Source organism: Streptosporangium sp. G11, assembly GCF_051192615.1.
Lineage (GTDB): Bacteria > Actinomycetota > Actinomycetes > Streptosporangiales > Streptosporangiaceae > Streptosporangium.
Genome location: NZ_JBPJUQ010000001.1, coordinates 342,585 through 356,740, shown reverse-complemented (window position 1 = coordinate 356,740; position 14,156 = coordinate 342,585). Strand labels below are relative to the sequence as shown.

The following is a 14,156-nucleotide window of genomic DNA, read 5'->3' as shown; positions in this document are numbered from 1 at the left end:
CTCCCCGTGGGAGGCCGTCACGCGGAGGGCGGTGTCCAGCCGAACACCTCGTCCATCGAGCCGTTCACGCGCGAGGGGGCGAGCCGCCAGCCGAGTGCCGTCATCGCGTCGCGCAGCCGCACGGCCAGCGGGTCGCGCATCCGGGTGACGCGGCAGATCATGGCGGACCGGGCCACGATTTTGGACGTACGCTCCAGCCGTGCGGCGGTGTAGCCGGCCAGCCCGTCGCCTCCGCCGTCCGCTCCGGTGCCGCCGGTGAACCCGCGGCCGTCGCCGACCACGTGGGCCAGCACCACCGCGTCCTCGATCGCCTGGCAGGCGCCCTGGCCCATGTTGGGGGTCATGGCGTGCGCGGCGTCGCCCAGCATGGCGACCCTGCCCCGGTGCATGGCGGGCAGCGGGGTGGCGAGGTAGCGGATGTCGTTCCTCAGGACCTTCTCCGGTGAGGCCGCGGCGAGCAGCTCCGGGATCGGGGAGTGCCAGTCCCCGAACAGCCGGCGCAGCTCGGCCAGCTGGTCCCCGCCACCGGCGCCCGCCGGGACGGTGTCGGTGGCGTAGCAGTAGGACGTGCCCCCGGCCAGCGGCATGACGCCGAAGACCCTGCCGCGCCCCCAGCTCTCGTACGCCTGGCCCGGGACGCCCTCGGCGGGGATGAGCATCTGCCAGCTGGTGACGCCCGCGTAGCGGGGGCCGGGGTGGCCGGGGAACAGCGCCGACCTGACGGAGGAGTGGATGCCGTCGGCCGCCACCACCAGGTCCGCCTTCGTCCGCCCGTCGGCGAGGGTCACCAGGCCGTTCTCCGCGTCGACCTCCGAGACCTTGGCGTTCAGCCGGACCGTACCGGGTGCGAGGCGGGAGGAGAGCATGTCGACCAGGTCCGCGCGGCGCACCAGCACCACGGAGTCGCCGCCGCCGCGCGCCGAGGCGGCCTCGACGCTGGTCCTCACCAGCCATCTGCCGTCGGAGCGCCGGATGCCGCTCGTGCCCTGGACCGCCGACAGCTCGCGGATCTCGTCACCGGCCCCGAGCGTGTCGAGTGCTTTGATCGCGTTGGCGGCGACGGCCAGCCCGGAGCCGACCGGCTCCAGGGACGCCGCCCGCTCGAAGACCGTCACGTCCCAGCCTCGCCGCTGTAGCGCCACCGCCGCCGCGAGCCCGCCGATGCCCGCTCCGATGACCACCGCACGTGTCATGACCTTCTCCTTTACTACAGATGTAGTGGATATTACTACTCCTGTAGTGGAACTACAAATGTAGTATCGAAGGGTGAAGTCCCAGCGCGCCGAGCTCGTCGCCGACGCCGCCATCGACCTGCTGGCGGATCGGGGAATGCGCGGCCTGACCCATCGAGCCGTGGACGAGGCGGCGGGACTGCCGCCGGGGTCGACCTCCAACCTGGCCCGCACCCGGTCCGCGCTCCTGGAGCTGACCCTCGCGCGGCTCACCCAGCTGGAGTCCGCCGCGTTCGCGCCGATCCTCGGCCCGCCGGGGCCGGACGTGGTCGAAGCCCTCGCCGAGATGACGGCCCAGGCGTTCTGGGTGCAGCTGACCGTCGGCCGCCGACGGACGATCGCCCGCTACGAGCTGGCCTTCGAGGCCACCCGCCGCCCAGAGCTGCGCACGATCTACGACAGGGCCGGTGAGCGCTTCCGTGGCCTCGCGGTCGCGATCCTCTCCGCCGCGGGGTCGTCCGACCCGGTACGGCACGGGCGCCAGTTCGTCGCCTTCGGCGAGGGGGTGATGTTCGACGCCGTCATCGGCGCCGGAGTGGAACCGACCCTGGACGACCTCCGCCTGGGGATCAGGGAAATCCTGCGGGGCATGCTCGGCCGCGAAACCCCGTAGGTCAAGGGCCGAGGTTCATGGGTCGCGGGTCACGGGTCGTGGGTCACGAGCCGTGTGCCGTGGGGGTTCGCGGGCGTTCGCGAGTTCCGGGGTGGGCGGGTTCGGCGGGGCAGGCCGGGCAGGCGGGCGTGACGGTCCGGCCGGGCGCCGGCGTGACGGTTCAGCGGGACAGGCCGGTGAGGCGGGCGCGGTGGGCGGGCCACTCGTCGTCGAGGATGCTGAAATAGGCCGTGTCGCGCCAGGTGCCGTCGGCGCGGCGGCGCTGGCGGCGCAGGGTGCCCTCGGGAACGCCGCCGACGCGCCTGATCGCGTTCTGCGAGCGGACGTTCAGGTTGTCGGTCTTGAGCTGGACCCGGTTCACCCCCAGCTTGTCGAAGGCGTGGTCGATCAGCAGGACCTTGCACTCGGTGTTCACCGCGGAGCGCCACACGGACCTGCCGTACCAGGTCCAGCCGATCTCGATGCTGTCGGCGTACCCCGGGGTGTCGATGTAGGTGGTCCAGCCGACCGCGCGGCCGGTCTCCTTCAGGATCACCGCGAACGGCACGTGGTCCGGGGCCTCGATCAGTCCTGCCGCGATCTTCGCGAGTTCCGTCTCGGTGCGCGGGGTCGGGGCGGGCATCCAGCGCCACACCTCGTCGTCGTCGCCACCGGCCAGGAACAGGTCCGGGACGTGGCCGTCGGTCAGCGGCTCCAGCCGTACGGTCTCGCCTTCGAGAATGGCGGGAGCGGGCATTTTCGCGGTCATGGGGCGACCCTAGGGCCCGAGGTGGACCTGTTCGAAGGTCCACTCACGGGGGGTTCCCGGGGACCACTCGGCGCTCGAACTGCCCGAGCCTGCGTCCCGCCGCCGAATCCTCGATCAGCCGCGTGAGCCGCTTCTCCCTCGTTTCGGGCCGCTTCGCGGTGGTCACCCAGTGCAGCGCCGTCTTGCGGTAGCCGGGCGGCTGGCTCTGGAACCACTCCCACGCCGCCGTCTCCGTCCGGAAGCGGCGCTCCTGCTCCTCGTCCAGCGCGGGGTCACCGTCCCGCTCGTGGGAGTAGATGGCCGAGTTGTCCTCGGTTCGCTGCTCGAAGGCCCGCAGGCCGGCGGGGCGCATGAGGCCGCGCTCGGTCAGTTCGGCGACCTTGGCGATGTTGACCGCGCTCCACGTGCTGCGCGCCTTGCGCGGCGTGAAGCGGTTGCTGTAGCTCTCGGCGTCGATGGTTTTGCGGACGCCGTCGATCCAGCCGAAGCACAGGGCCTGCTCGACGGACTGGGGCCAGGTGATGCTGGGGCGGCCGGTTCCCTTCTTGAAGAAGCCCACCAGCAACTCCGTCTCGGTCTCGTGATGCGCCTCCAGCCAGGCGCGGAACTCCTCGGGGGTGGCGAAGAAGACGGGGTCCATGGGGTTCAGCATAGGAGGCGTGTCGACAGTCATACCGTCCGGTCGGTACCCTCACGGAAGACCGTGAGGAGGGCCATGGATTTCGCGTTCGACGCCGAGACCGAGGAGCTGCGGGGACGGCTGCTCGGCTTCATGGACGAGTGTGTGTACCCGGCGGAGGAGGCTTTCGAGGCGCAGGCCGCCGAGAGCGGGTGGGCCACTCCGCCACTGATGGAGGATCTCAAGGAGGAGGCGCGCAGGCGCGGCCTGTGGAACCTGTTCCTGCCGGGCGAGCACGGCGCGGGCCTGACCAACCTGAGGTACGCGCCGCTGGCCGAGATCATGGGCCGCTCGCCGAGGATCGCCCCGACCGCCACCAACTGCGCCGCCCCCGACACCGGCAACATGGAGGTCCTCTCCATGTTCGGCAGCGAGTGGCAGCGCAAGGAGTGGCTGGAGCCGCTGCTGCGCGGTGAGATCCGGTCGGCGTTCGCGATGACCGAGCCGGACACCGCGTCCTCCGACGCCACGAACATCGCGCTGTCGATCGTCAGGGACGGATCCGAGTACGTCGTCAACGGCCGCAAGTGGTTCGCCTCGGGCGCGATGAACCCCAACTGCAGGATTTTCATCGTGATGGGCAAGACCGACCCCGAGGCGTCCTCGCACCGGCAGCAGTCGATGATCCTGATACCGCGCGACACGCCCGGCATGCACGTCAAGCGGGGCATGCACGTCTTCGGCTACTCCGACTCCGACCACGGCGGGCACGCCGAGATCGTGTTCGAGGACGCCAGGGTGCCGGTCGACAACCTGATCGGCGAGGAGGGCGGCGGCTTCGCGATCGCCCAGGCCCGCCTCGGGCCCGGCCGCATCCACCACTGCATGCGGCTGATCGGGATGGCCGAGCGGGCCGTCGAGATGATGTGCGTCCGCACCCTGTCGCGGAACGCGTTCGGCAAGCCGATCGCCCAGCAGGGTGTCGTCCAGGACTGGATCGCCGAGTCGCGGGTGAGGATCGAGCAGCTCCGCCTGCTCGTGCTGAAGACCGCCTGGCTGATGGACACCGTCGGCAACCGGGGCGCCCACGCCGAGATCCAGGCCATCAAGATCGCCACACCGCGCGATGTGGAGTGGATCCTCGACAAGGCCATCCAGTCCCACGGCGCCGGAGGCGTCAGCCAGGACTTCCCGCTGGCCGGTCTGTGGGCGGGAGCCCGCTCGCTGAGGCTGGCCGACGGGCCCGACGAGGTCCACAAGCGCTCCCTGGCCTACCGGGAGCTCAAGAAACACATGTGATCCGGCGCCGCTGTCGCCGTCCCGCACACCCGGGACGGCGAGAGCGACGCCGGGGTCGTCCCGCAGGCGCGGGGCGCACGAACCGATGAGGATCGGCGAAGGCCGACGAGTGTCGATGGAGATCGACGAAGGGAGCGTTCGTGGCGCTGGACGAGAAGGCGGTCAGGGAGCGGGCTGCCGCGTTCCTGGCCGGGCACGACCCCGCCGGGGACCGGCTGGAGTTCCTGCGGGCCAGGTTCGACGCCGGGCTGGCCTGGGTGCACTTCCCCGAGGGGCTCGGCGGGCTCGGAGCGGCGCGCGAGCTGCAGAACGTCGTGGAGCGCGAGCTGGAGGGGACGCCGCAGATCAACCTCGGGGTGCAGACGATCGGGCTGGGGATGGCGGCGCCCACGATCCTGACGTTCGGCACCGACGAGCAGCGGAAGCGGTTCCTGCGCCCGCTGTGGACCGGCGAGGAGATCTGGTGCCAGCTCTTCAGTGAGCCCGGTGCCGGTTCCGACCTGGCCACGCTCGGCACCCGCGCGGTGAGGGACGGCGACGAGTGGGTGGTGGACGGGCAGAAGGTGTGGACCTCCGGCGCCCACCACTCCCGGTGGGCGATCCTGGTCGCCAGGACCGACGCGGACGTGCCCAAGCACCGGGGGCTCACGTACTTCGTCTGCGACATGCACGCCCCCGGGGTCGAGGTCAGGCCGCTGCGGCAGATCACCGGCGAGGCCGAGTTCAACGAGGTCTTCCTCACCGGCGTACGGCTCGGTGACGACCTGCGGCTGGGGGAGGTCGGCGACGGCTGGCGGGTCGCGCAGACCACGCTCATGAACGAGCGGGTCGCCATCGGCGGCGCGCCGGTCCGGCGGGGCGGCGGCGTGGTCGGCCTGGTTACCGACACCTGGCGCTCCCGGCCCGAGCTGCGCACCCACGACCTGCACCAGCGGCTGCTGCGCCTGTGGGTGGAGGCGGAGGTGACCCGCCTGGCCGGGACCCGCCTGCGCGAGCAGCTCTCCGCCGGGCAGCCGGGACCCGAGGGTTCCGGTATGAAGCTCGCCTTCGCCGACCTCAACCAGGCCCTGTCGGGGCTGGACGTGGAGCTGCGCGGCGAGGAGGGCCTGGTCTACGACGACTGGACCTTCCGCCGCTCCGACACCGTCGACTTCTTCGGCCGGGGCCCCGGATATCGCTACCTCCGAGCCAAGGGCAACTCCATCGAGGGCGGCACCTCGGAGATCCTGCGCAACATCATCGCCGAGCGCGTGCTCGGCCTCCCCTCGGAACCCCGCGTCGACAAGGACGTGCCCTGGAAGGACCTTCCGCGATGACACGGAGCGAACCCGACGCAGTGAGCGGAGTGGGTCGCGAGGGACGAGCGGTCCGCGTAGCGAGCGAGGAGTGGTGAGCGACTGATGACACTGTTGTATACCGAGGTCGAGGAGGAGCTGCGCGCCTCCGTGCGGGATCTTCTCTCGGACCGCTGCGGGGCCGACGCCGTGTTGAGGCGTGTCGAGTCCGGGGTGCCGTACGACATGGACCTGTGGAAGACGCTGTCCCGGGACATCGGGGTGGCGGGCCTGCTCGTGCCGGAGGCGTACGGCGGGGCGGGGGCGTCGGCGCGGGAGGTCGCGGTGGTGCTGGAGGAGCTGGGACGGGCGGTGGCGCCGCTGCCGTTCTTCACCAGCTCGGTGCTCGCCACCAAGGCCCTGCTGCAGGTCGGCGAGGAGGACCTGATCCAGGAACTCGCCTCGGGGGAGACGACGGCGGCGCTCGCGGTGTCGCTGGCGGCCTCGCCGTACCGTCCGCTGCCGGAGACCGTCACCGTCACGGACGGGGTCCTGAACGGGGAGATCCGGGCGGTGGCGGGCGCGGACGTGGCGGACGTGCTGCTCGTTCCTGTCGGAACGGCGCTCCACCAGGTGGAGGTCGCAAACGTCCGGATCGACGTGGTGCCGTCGCTCGACCTGACGCGGCCGGTCGCCACCGTCACCTTCTCCGACACCCCCGCCGGTGAGGCGATCGGCAGGCTCGACGTGCGGAGGGTGCTGAACTTCGGCGCCGGCCTGCTCGCCTCCGAGCAGCTCGGGGTCGCCGAGTGGTGCCTGAGCACGACGCTCTCCTACATCAAGGAGCGTCACCAGTTCGCCCGGCCGGTCGGCTCCTTCCAGGCGATCAAGCACCGGATGGCCGACCTCTGGCTGGACGTGGTGCGGGCCCGCGCCGCCGCGAGGAACGCGGCCGACCTGCTGGCCACGGACTCGGGCGCGTCCTATGACGAGGAGGCGGTCCGGGACCGCGAGCTGGCGGCGGCGGTGGCCGCGTCGTGGTGCTCGGAGGTGGCGGTGCACGTCGCCGAGGAGAGCGTCCAGCTCCACGGAGGGATCGGGATGACCTGGGAGCACCCGGTGCACCTCTATCTCAAGCGCGCCAAGGCCACCGAGATCGCGCTCGGCACCCCCGGCGCCCACCGGGAGGCCGTGGCGGCCCTCACGGACCTGCCCGGACCGGCCTGACCGCACGCCGACGCGATGACCCCCGGCTCGGAGCCGGGGGTCATCGCGCTGTCACGCCGTAGAGCAGGGTGTCGATGATCCGGGCGGCGAGCGCGTCGGGATCGGGCCCGCCGGGCTCGTCCCAGGCGGGGCCGCACGCGATCTCGTTGAGCAGGGCCAGGTAGACCTGGCGGGTCCAGAGAAGATCGGTGCCGGGGGGAAGCAGCCCGGTCTCCCGTGCGCGCAGGAACAACGCGTCGCACCGGTCCATGGTCTCGGCCTGGATGCCCGCGGCCTCCTCGCCGAGCGGGTTGACGTGGCTGAGGGCGAACCGCCAGCGGGACTTGATGTGGAGCACGTTCGTGGTGGCCTGGTGCAGCGCGACCAGCGGGGGAGCGGTGTGCGGCCTGGCCGCCTCGACGGCCGCGCTGATCTCCCGCCACGCGGCGGTCGTCATGATCTCGACGAGGGCCTCCCGGCTGGCGAACCGCCGGTGGATGGTGGTCCTGGCCACCCCGGCCGCCTCCGCGATCTGCTCCATCGTCGCGCCCGGATTCTCGCCGAGGAGCTGCTCGGCCGCCTCCATGATCGCCCGGATGCTGCGCTCGGCGTCCGCTCGCAGCGGGCGGCCCTTTGTTTCCATGGTCAGATGTTACAGCAATGGTCTCGCTCGAAGATTTAGTGGAACTTTCGTGTTGCAGATAACTGGCAAGCTGCTACTTTCTAGGAGTGTTGGGACGTCGAAAGGGAGATCACGATGAGTAAGACAGCCTTGGTGACCGGTGCCTCCTCGGGACTCGGCGCGGAGTTCGCCCGGCGGCTCGCCGCCCGTGGGGACGACCTCGTGCTGGTCGCCCGTTCGGTCGACAGGTTGGAGAGGCTCGCCGGCGAGCTGCGAAGTTCGTACGGCGTGCGGGCCGAAGTGGTCGGCCAGGACCTCGCGGCGCCGGACGCCGCGTCGCGGGTGGTGGAGGAGGTGGCCGCCCGGGGGATGACCGTCGACCTGCTCGTCAACAACGCCGGCTTCGGCACGGCCGGCCGGTTCGCCGAGATCCCCGCCGAGCGGGATCGGGACCAGCTGATGGTCAACGTCGTGTCCATGGTTGGTCTGACGCACGCGTTCATCCCGGGCATGGTCGAGCGCGGCGGGGGCGCGGTCGTCAACGTGGGATCCACCGCGGGCTTCCAGCCCACGCCCTACTTCGCGACCTACGGCGGGTCCAAGGCGTTCGTGCTCACCTTCAGCCTGGCCCTGTGGAGCGAGTTCCGGGGCAGGGGGGTGAAGGTGCTGGCACTCTGCCCGGGGCCGGTCCAGACGGGGTTCTTCGACGCGCTCGGCACGGACAACGCGAAGATCGGCGCGCAGGAGCTGACGCCGGAGGCCGTTGTCGGAAGCGCTCTGCGCGCGCTCGACCGTGACCGGGGTTACGTGATCCCCGGGCTGGGCAACTCCGTCTCGACCCGGTTCTTGTCCAAGCTGCCGCGCCGGCTCGTCGCCCTGCTCGGGCGAAGGGTCACACGGGGAGTGCTGGCCGATCCGGTCGCAGCGAGGTGAGCAGCAGGTCGGCGAAGTGCGCCCCCAGCTCGGCGCCGGAGAGCGCGCCCTCGGCGCTGTACCAGGTGCCCAGGTGGTGGACGGAGCCGAAGAAGAAGTCGACGACGATGTCCGCGGGGACGTCGCTCCTGAAGGTGCCCTCGCGCTGTCCCTCGGTGACCAGGTCGCGGAAGCGCTCGTGATAGTTGCGCCGCTCGGCGCGGACGACCTTGCGGGTGTCGGGCGCGAGCAGGTGCATCGAGCGGAAGAAGATCTTGGAGTCGTCCAGGTTGTCCACCGTGGTCGTCACGACGTCCGCCGCGGCGGAGTGCAGGCGCTCGGACACCGTCCCGGGGCCGTCGGCGAAGTGGGTCAGCCGCTCCATCTGCATGCGCAGCACGCGCCCGTAGATCTCGTGGAGCAGGTCGTCCTTGGAGTCGAAGTAGTGGTACATCGCGCCCTTGGTGACACCGGCTGCCGAGACCACCTCCTGCACTGACGTACTCTCGAAGCCTCGCTCGGCGAACAGGCGGGTGGCCTCGCTGAGCAGGCGTTGTCGTACCGGCTCCTGGTCCTGAGTCATGCGTCCCCCATGCTGTGGTGAGGGAAAGCATACCGACTGGTCGGTTGTGCCGCTGGCGGCTGGCGAATACGTGTTACTTGCGTCACCTTCGCGATCCAGGGATAGCTGGAGCCCCCGATTGGGTATTTCATAGCCTGAGGATCTTCAGCGTGGCAGATCCCCCCTTCCTTGCCGACCGTTCTAGCCATGGGGGTTCGCTATGCCGGGCGGATCTATCTACGTGACGCCAGTCGACCAGGTCCACGGCCTGTCGCCGCAGGTCATGTACGAGCAGTTCTGGATCAAGGAAGTCGCCCAGCGCAGGAAGATGCGCGCGGTCAAGGCGGCGGTCGGCCTGGCCGTGGGCGTCGCGCTCGCCTACCGGTTCAACCTGTCCCCGCCGATCCTCGGGCTGCTGTGCGGCCTGCTCGTCGCCGCCGGGGACGCGTTCCTGACCTGGCGGGAGTACGACGCCACCGCCGTCTGGCGCGGCAGGCGCCGGGGCGAGACCATCACCGGCAAGCTGCTCCGCCGCAAGCTGCGCAGGGCCGGCTACCACATCCTCGAAGGCCGGGCCATGCCGGGCAAGGCCTCGGTCGACCACCTCGTCATCGGTCCCGGTGGCGTCTGGGTGGTCGACAACGAGGCGTGGGACCCCGACACCGAGATCGCCCGGTACGGCGACCGGCTGTTCCTGGGCGAGAAGTACGGCACGAAGGTGGCCAAGGCGCTCGTCGAGGTCTCCGAGTCGCTGGCCGAGGTGCTCTCCCGCGAGTCGGGCATCCCCGTCACCATCGAACCGCTGATCGCCGTGCACGGCGGCGAGATCAGGCGGTCGGTCACCGCGGAGGGGCTCACCCTCCTCAAGCCCCGCCTGGTCGCGCGCTGGATCCAGCAGGGTCCCCGGGCCGACTTCGACGAGGCTCAGGTGGAGGTCCTCGTCAGGACCGCCGCCCGGGTGCTGCGCCGCATGAGCTGACCGCGCCCGGTGCCCGGCCCGTTCGCCTGATTCCTACCGCCCGGGGTGTCCCCGGGCGGGCCGATCCACGTGGGCGGCGGGTACTCGCACCCGGCGGGATCCGGGAGGTCCGACGGTTCGTGAGACGAGTTCCTCGGTTCGTCGGGCGAGTTCCTCGGTTCGTCAGACGAGCTCCTCGATGAAGGCCGCCAGCTGCACGACGTTCCGGCACTCATGCATCGGCACGATCCCGCCGTACGCCGTCGCCAGCGAGTCGCCGCTGTCCCACTGGGCGGTCGGCTCCGGGTTGAGCCAGTAGGCGTGCCGGGCGCCGGCGGCCAGGCGCCTCAGTGTCTCCAGCGCGGGCGGCTGGTAGTTGGACCGGGCGTCGCCCAGGATCAGCAGGGACGTCTTCGGCCCGATCGCGTCGCCGTACCGCTCGGCGAACCTCTCCAGCGCGTGACCGTAGTTGGTCCGGCCGAACCGCACCATGTCGGCCTCCCGCGCCAGCCGGGTCATCGCCTCCACCACGTCCGCGCCCGGCACGAAGAACCGGGTGATCTCGTCCACGGTGTCCACGAACCCGAACGCGCGGACCTTGGTGAACTGCTCGCGCAGCGCGTACGTCAGCAGCAGGGTGAAGTGGGCGAAGGAGGCGACCGAGTCGCTGGTGTCGCAGAGGATGACCAGCTCGGGTTTGTGCGGGCGGCGCGGTCTGTTGAAGGTGGTCAGCGGCACCCCGCCGCTGGACAGCGAGGCCCGTACGGTCCTGCGGAAGTCGAGGCGGCCACGGTGGCCGAGCCGGTGCTTGACGGTCAGCCGGGCGGCGAGGCGGCGGGCGAGCGGGTGGACCTCCCGGCGAAGCCTGGCCAGGTCGGCCTTGGTGATCCGCAGGAAGTCGAGCTGTTCGAGCGGCGGGCGTACGGCGGAGCGGGCGATCCGCTCGATCCCGGAGTCCTCGGCGATCCGGCGGCGCACGTCGCCGGAGACGGCGTCCTCGAAGCGCCTGGTGTTCTCGTCGATCCGCTGCCGGGCGACCTTCTCCGCCAGCCCGCCGCGCTCCCGGCCAGCGAGGACCTCGGCGAGCAGCCGCGCCATGAGCGTCTCCGGGGAGAGAGCCCGCATCACCGGGTAGGAGAACCAGTTCTGCCTGCCGGGGCCGGCGGGCTGGCGGCCGAAGCGCTCCACCATCGCCCGCGCGAACTCGTTCATCCCCTCGGCGCCCAGCAGCAGCTCGGCCAGCCGGTCGCGCAGCTCGGGAACCTCGGCGGTCTCCAGGTCCGGCAGGTCCGGCAGGTCGGGTCCGGCCGCGCGCGGCGCCTGCAGGCCGGTCGTCGAGGCGGGGAACCACAGGTCGAACAGCGTGTCGAAGCCGGGCCGGTGCGAGGGCCGCTTGACAAGCGTCGCGGCGTACGCGGCCCGTAGCGACTCCCGCTCGGCCAGGTCGATCACTTCCAGCGCCCTGGCCGCGTCCAGCCCCTCGGCCAGCGACACCGGCAGCCCGGCCTCGCGCAGCGCGTGCACGAACCCCACGTGCCGGTCGAGCAGGCTCACCTCCGGCCTCCCGTCCCGCGCCCCGGTCCGTCCGGGTTGCCCGGAACGCCGGTCGTGGTCCTCCCGGTTCCCAGGGCCGTGCGGGCGGTGCTCATCGCGGTGCCGTCCGCGGTGCTTCTCCCGGTGTCGTTCGCGGTGCTCTTCGCGGGGCCGATCGGGAGGCCGGCCAGGGGGCCGGTCACAGGGCCAGTTCCTTGCGGGCCCGCGTCTGGTCGGAGGCGTGCTTGAGGACGACGCCGAGGGTGGCTCCGATCGCCGCCTCGTCCAGCTCGGTCCTGCCCAGCGCCAGCAGGGTGTTGGCCCAGTCGATCGTCTCGGCGATCGAGGGCGACTTCTTCAGCTCCAGGGTGCGCATGGTGGCGACCGTGCGGGCCAGCTGCTCGGCCAGGCTCGCCTCGATCGCGGGCACCTGGGCCAGCACGATGTCGCGCTCGCGCTCCGGCGTCGGATACTCCAGGTGCAGGTAGAGGCAGCGCCGCTTCAGCGCCTCGGAGAGCTCGCGGGTCGCGTTGGAGGTCAGCACCACGTACGGCTTCCGCACGGCGGCGATCGTGCCGAGCTCGGGGATCGTGACCTGGTAGTCGGACAGGATCTCCAGCAGCAGCCCCTCCACCTCGACGTCGGCCTTGTCGATCTCGTCGATCAGCAGGACCACCGGCGTCTCCGACCGGATCGCGGCGAGCAGTGGCCGCTCCAGCAGGAACTCCTCGGTGAAGATGTCGTCGTGGGTGGCGTCCCAGTCCTCGCCCTGCCCGGCCTGGATGCGCAGGAGCTGCTTCTTGTAGTTCCACTCGTACAACGCCCTGGCCTCGTCCAGCCCCTCGTAGCACTGCAACCTGACCAGCCGCGCCCCGGTCGCCGCCGCCACGGCCTTGGCGAGCTGGGTCTTGCCCACCCCCGCTGGGCCCTCGGTGAGCAGTGGTTTGCCGAGCGCGCCCGCCAGGAAGACCGAGGTCGAGATGGAGTCGTCGGGGAGGTAGTCGACGGCGTCGAGCCGCTCGCCGGCGTCGCTCGGTGAGGCGAACCACATATGTGCTCCCAGTACAGGACCAAATGTTGTTCTAGCTTAGCCGGTGATCGTCCCCGCCTCGCGGTCGCCGTCGGCCGGCGGCCGTCGGCCGGTTTCGAGACGCCGCCCGATGTGCGCTATTCTTCAAGGGCTTCAAGCGCCGCTAGCTCAGTTGGTTAGAGCAGCTGACTCTTAATCAGCGGGTCCGGGGTTCGAGTCCCTGGCGGCGCACCGCACAGAAACCCTGGCTCAGTGCGCTGAGCTGGGGTTTCTCGGTTCTTGGAGGGCCTCCACCCGCCTCTGGACAGACCGAGGCGCGCCATTGGTTGCTCGCTGGTTGCTCTTCGGCACGGTTCCGGCACGCGACAGGATGTCCTGGCACCCGGCATGGACCCGATCGTCAACACCGGCCCATGCGGACATCCAGGCAAGGGCAGCCTGCAAGGCTTTGGCTGCGCGTTGGGGCGAGTTATCTTTGCTCCCAGCTCAAGACATGATCAAATCGGCCGTAACGCGCGCTCCTGATGTTGGCCTGCTCTGCGCCTGCCGATGATTACGTCCGCCCAGGTCATGACTCTGTGAGGGCTTCGCATGGCGTACGCGAGCTTCGGTCACCCGGGAGACGGAGGCGCGTACGGCAGGATGATGCGCTGTGCTCCTTCGCTTGGCCTACCTGACTGTCACGAGCGCCTTCGCCGCGCTGCGGTTGCTGCTCACGAGTGATCGGGACAAGGACATGGAGATACTTGCTCTGCGTCACCAGATCACCGTCCTTGAACGCCAACTCGGTGCTGACACCAAAGTGCCACTGCCGCGCGGAGGTCCTGCGCCGGCTACGGCTCCTCGTCCGGCCGGACACCGTCCTGCGTTGGCATCGCGATCTGATGCGACGGCGTCACGCCCGTATCTGCCGGCCGAAGCGGCCAGGACGCCCGGCCCACGGTCCGCTCCATCCGCGCTCTCATCCTGCGCCTGGTCCGGGAGAACCCCAGCTGGGGCTACCGGCGGGTTCACGGCGAGCTCACCACGCTCGGCATCGAGATCGCACCGTCTACATCTTGGCCGTCATCGGGCACGCCATTAGGCGCATCCGCGTGCTCGGCACCACCGCGCACCCGAGCGCGAGCTGGGTCGTCCAGGCAATAAGGAACCTGGTGATGGACCTGGACGATGCGGGCTGCCGGGCACGCTTTCTGCTCCGCGATCGGAATGGTAAGTTCCCGGCGTTCATGGACGAGATTCTCGCCGAGGTCGGCATCGAGACAGTGCTCACCGGTATTCGGATGCCGCGTACGATCGCGATCATGGAGCGGTGGGTGCAGTCCTGCCGCCGTGAGCTTCTCGACCGCTGCCTCGTATGGAACGAACGCCACCTGCGGCACGTCCTGCGCGAGTACGAACGCTTCTACAACCAGCACCGGGCCCATCAAGCCCTGGACCAAGCCGCCCCGCTGCGTCCCGCCCGGACCCGATCACCGATCCCGGGCGCATCATCGACCTGAACATCCGCCGACGAGACCGGCTCGGCGGCATTCTTCACGAATACTC

At 70.5% G+C, this 14,156-nt stretch carries 15 protein-coding genes and 1 tRNA gene; 8 read left to right on the top strand and 8 right to left on the bottom strand.

Annotated elements, in window-relative coordinates; translation table 11 throughout:
• Positions 1-17 precede the first annotated feature (17 nt).
• A complete protein-coding gene (locus ACSDR0_RS01730) occupies positions 18-1,193 on the bottom strand; it encodes an FAD-dependent oxidoreductase (RefSeq protein ID WP_435286903.1) in 1,176 nt (391 codons plus the stop codon).
• Between the two features lie 73 nt (positions 1,194-1,266).
• Here ACSDR0_RS01730 and ACSDR0_RS01725 point away from each other — a divergent pair, with 73 nt between their 5' ends.
• Positions 1,267-1,845, top strand: a complete 579-nt coding sequence (locus ACSDR0_RS01725; RefSeq protein WP_435286902.1) for a TetR/AcrR family transcriptional regulator — start codon at positions 1,267-1,269, stop codon at positions 1,843-1,845.
• A gap of 160 nt (positions 1,846-2,005) precedes the next feature.
• On the opposite strand, the gene ACSDR0_RS01720 is transcribed toward ACSDR0_RS01725, so the two are convergent.
• Both ACSDR0_RS01720 and ACSDR0_RS01715 read right to left on the bottom strand, forming a co-directional pair.
• Entirely contained in the window at positions 2,006-2,593 is a 588-nt protein-coding gene (locus tag ACSDR0_RS01720; protein WP_435286901.1) for a GNAT family N-acetyltransferase, read from the bottom strand.
• A gap of 43 nt (positions 2,594-2,636) precedes the next feature.
• Positions 2,637-3,233, bottom strand: a complete 597-nt coding sequence (locus ACSDR0_RS01715) for a YdeI/OmpD-associated family protein (protein ID WP_435286900.1) — start codon at positions 3,231-3,233, stop codon at positions 2,637-2,639.
• 75 nt (positions 3,234-3,308) lie between these two features.
• Here ACSDR0_RS01715 and ACSDR0_RS01710 point away from each other — a divergent pair, with 75 nt between their 5' ends.
• From ACSDR0_RS01710 to ACSDR0_RS01700, 3 genes are all read left to right on the top strand, one after another.
• On the top strand, positions 3,309-4,511 hold the full coding sequence (locus ACSDR0_RS01710) for an acyl-CoA dehydrogenase family protein (RefSeq protein ID WP_435286899.1): 1,203 nt from the start codon (positions 3,309-3,311) through the stop codon (positions 4,509-4,511).
• A gap of 140 nt (positions 4,512-4,651) precedes the next feature.
• Positions 4,652-5,827 (top strand): acyl-CoA dehydrogenase family protein, encoded by a 1,176-nt coding sequence (locus ACSDR0_RS01705; RefSeq protein WP_435286898.1) that lies wholly within the window; start codon positions 4,652-4,654, stop codon positions 5,825-5,827.
• A gap of 84 nt (positions 5,828-5,911) precedes the next feature.
• The gene (locus tag ACSDR0_RS01700; protein WP_435286897.1) at positions 5,912-7,012 is read left to right on the top strand and encodes an acyl-CoA dehydrogenase family protein; all 1,101 of its coding nucleotides are present in this window, start codon (positions 5,912-5,914) and stop codon (positions 7,010-7,012) included.
• Between the two features lie 40 nt (positions 7,013-7,052).
• On the opposite strand, the gene ACSDR0_RS01695 is transcribed toward ACSDR0_RS01700, so the two are convergent.
• Positions 7,053-7,634, bottom strand: coding sequence for a TetR/AcrR family transcriptional regulator (locus ACSDR0_RS01695; RefSeq protein ID WP_435286896.1), 582 nt, complete (start codon positions 7,632-7,634; stop codon positions 7,053-7,055).
• 114 nt (positions 7,635-7,748) lie between these two features.
• On the opposite strand from ACSDR0_RS01695, the gene ACSDR0_RS01690 reads away from it, so the two are divergent.
• A complete protein-coding gene (locus ACSDR0_RS01690) occupies positions 7,749-8,546 on the top strand; it encodes an SDR family NAD(P)-dependent oxidoreductase (protein WP_435286895.1) in 798 nt (265 codons plus the stop codon).
• Here the strand turns inward: ACSDR0_RS01690 and ACSDR0_RS01685 are convergent.
• On the bottom strand, positions 8,506-9,108 hold the full coding sequence (locus ACSDR0_RS01685) for a TetR/AcrR family transcriptional regulator (RefSeq protein ID WP_435286894.1): 603 nt from the start codon (positions 9,106-9,108) through the stop codon (positions 8,506-8,508). The two genes, ACSDR0_RS01690 and ACSDR0_RS01685, sit on opposite strands and share 41 nt — an antisense overlap.
• Positions 9,109-9,328: 220 nt before the next feature.
• Here ACSDR0_RS01685 and ACSDR0_RS01680 point away from each other — a divergent pair, with 220 nt between their 5' ends.
• The gene (locus tag ACSDR0_RS01680) at positions 9,329-10,066 is read left to right on the top strand and encodes a nuclease-related domain-containing protein (RefSeq protein WP_435286893.1); all 738 of its coding nucleotides are present in this window, start codon (positions 9,329-9,331) and stop codon (positions 10,064-10,066) included.
• Positions 10,067-10,228: 162 nt separating this feature from the next.
• On the opposite strand, the gene ACSDR0_RS01675 is transcribed toward ACSDR0_RS01680, so the two are convergent.
• Genes ACSDR0_RS01675 through ACSDR0_RS01665 form a run of 3 tightly spaced genes read right to left on the bottom strand, consistent with a single transcriptional unit; the run spans position 10,229 to position 12,629 of the window.
• The gene (locus ACSDR0_RS01675) at positions 10,229-11,599 is read right to left on the bottom strand and encodes a vWA domain-containing protein (RefSeq protein WP_435286892.1); all 1,371 of its coding nucleotides are present in this window, start codon (positions 11,597-11,599) and stop codon (positions 10,229-10,231) included.
• Positions 11,596-11,781: a hypothetical protein gene (locus ACSDR0_RS01670; protein ID WP_435286891.1), complete on the bottom strand. Its 186-nt coding sequence runs from the start codon at positions 11,779-11,781 to the stop codon at positions 11,596-11,598. The genes ACSDR0_RS01675 and ACSDR0_RS01670 overlap by 4 nt, the downstream gene beginning before the upstream one ends.
• Positions 11,778-12,629, bottom strand: coding sequence for an AAA family ATPase (locus tag ACSDR0_RS01665; protein ID WP_435286890.1), 852 nt, complete (start codon positions 12,627-12,629; stop codon positions 11,778-11,780). The genes ACSDR0_RS01670 and ACSDR0_RS01665 overlap by 4 nt, the downstream gene beginning before the upstream one ends.
• A 136-nt stretch (positions 12,630-12,765) precedes the next feature.
• Between ACSDR0_RS01665 and ACSDR0_RS01660 the strand changes: the two genes are divergently transcribed.
• Together ACSDR0_RS01660 and ACSDR0_RS01655 are read left to right on the top strand one after the other, a co-directional pair.
• Positions 12,766-12,839, top strand: a tRNA-Lys gene (locus tag ACSDR0_RS01660).
• Between the two features lie 827 nt (positions 12,840-13,666).
• Complete coding sequence (locus ACSDR0_RS01655; protein WP_435286889.1) at positions 13,667-14,110, top strand: integrase core domain-containing protein; 444 nt, start codon at positions 13,667-13,669, stop codon at positions 14,108-14,110.
• Positions 14,111-14,156 lie beyond the last annotated feature (46 nt).

What these genes read in the sequence shown, in the direction of transcription:
- ACSDR0_RS01730 (WP_435286903.1), bottom strand. Translation starts at nt 1,193, where the DNA reads ATGACACGTGCGGTGGTCATCGGAGCGGGCATCGGCGGGCTCGCGGCG.
- ACSDR0_RS01720 (WP_435286901.1), bottom strand. Translation starts at nt 2,593, where the DNA reads ATGACCGCGAAAATGCCCGCTCCCGCCATTCTCGAAGGCGAGACCGTA.
- ACSDR0_RS01715 (WP_435286900.1), bottom strand. Translation starts at nt 3,233, where the DNA reads ATGGACCCCGTCTTCTTCGCCACCCCCGAGGAGTTCCGCGCCTGGCTG.
- ACSDR0_RS01710 (WP_435286899.1), top strand. Translation starts at nt 3,309, where the DNA reads ATGGATTTCGCGTTCGACGCCGAGACCGAGGAGCTGCGGGGACGGCTG.
- ACSDR0_RS01700 (WP_435286897.1), top strand. Translation starts at nt 5,912, where the DNA reads ATGACACTGTTGTATACCGAGGTCGAGGAGGAGCTGCGCGCCTCCGTG.
- ACSDR0_RS01695 (WP_435286896.1), bottom strand. Translation starts at nt 7,634, where the DNA reads ATGGAAACAAAGGGCCGCCCGCTGCGAGCGGACGCCGAGCGCAGCATC.
- ACSDR0_RS01690 (WP_435286895.1), top strand. Translation starts at nt 7,749, where the DNA reads ATGAGTAAGACAGCCTTGGTGACCGGTGCCTCCTCGGGACTCGGCGCG.
- ACSDR0_RS01685 (WP_435286894.1), bottom strand. Translation starts at nt 9,108, where the DNA reads ATGACTCAGGACCAGGAGCCGGTACGACAACGCCTGCTCAGCGAGGCC.
- ACSDR0_RS01665 (WP_435286890.1), bottom strand. Translation starts at nt 12,629, where the DNA reads ATGTGGTTCGCCTCACCGAGCGACGCCGGCGAGCGGCTCGACGCCGTC.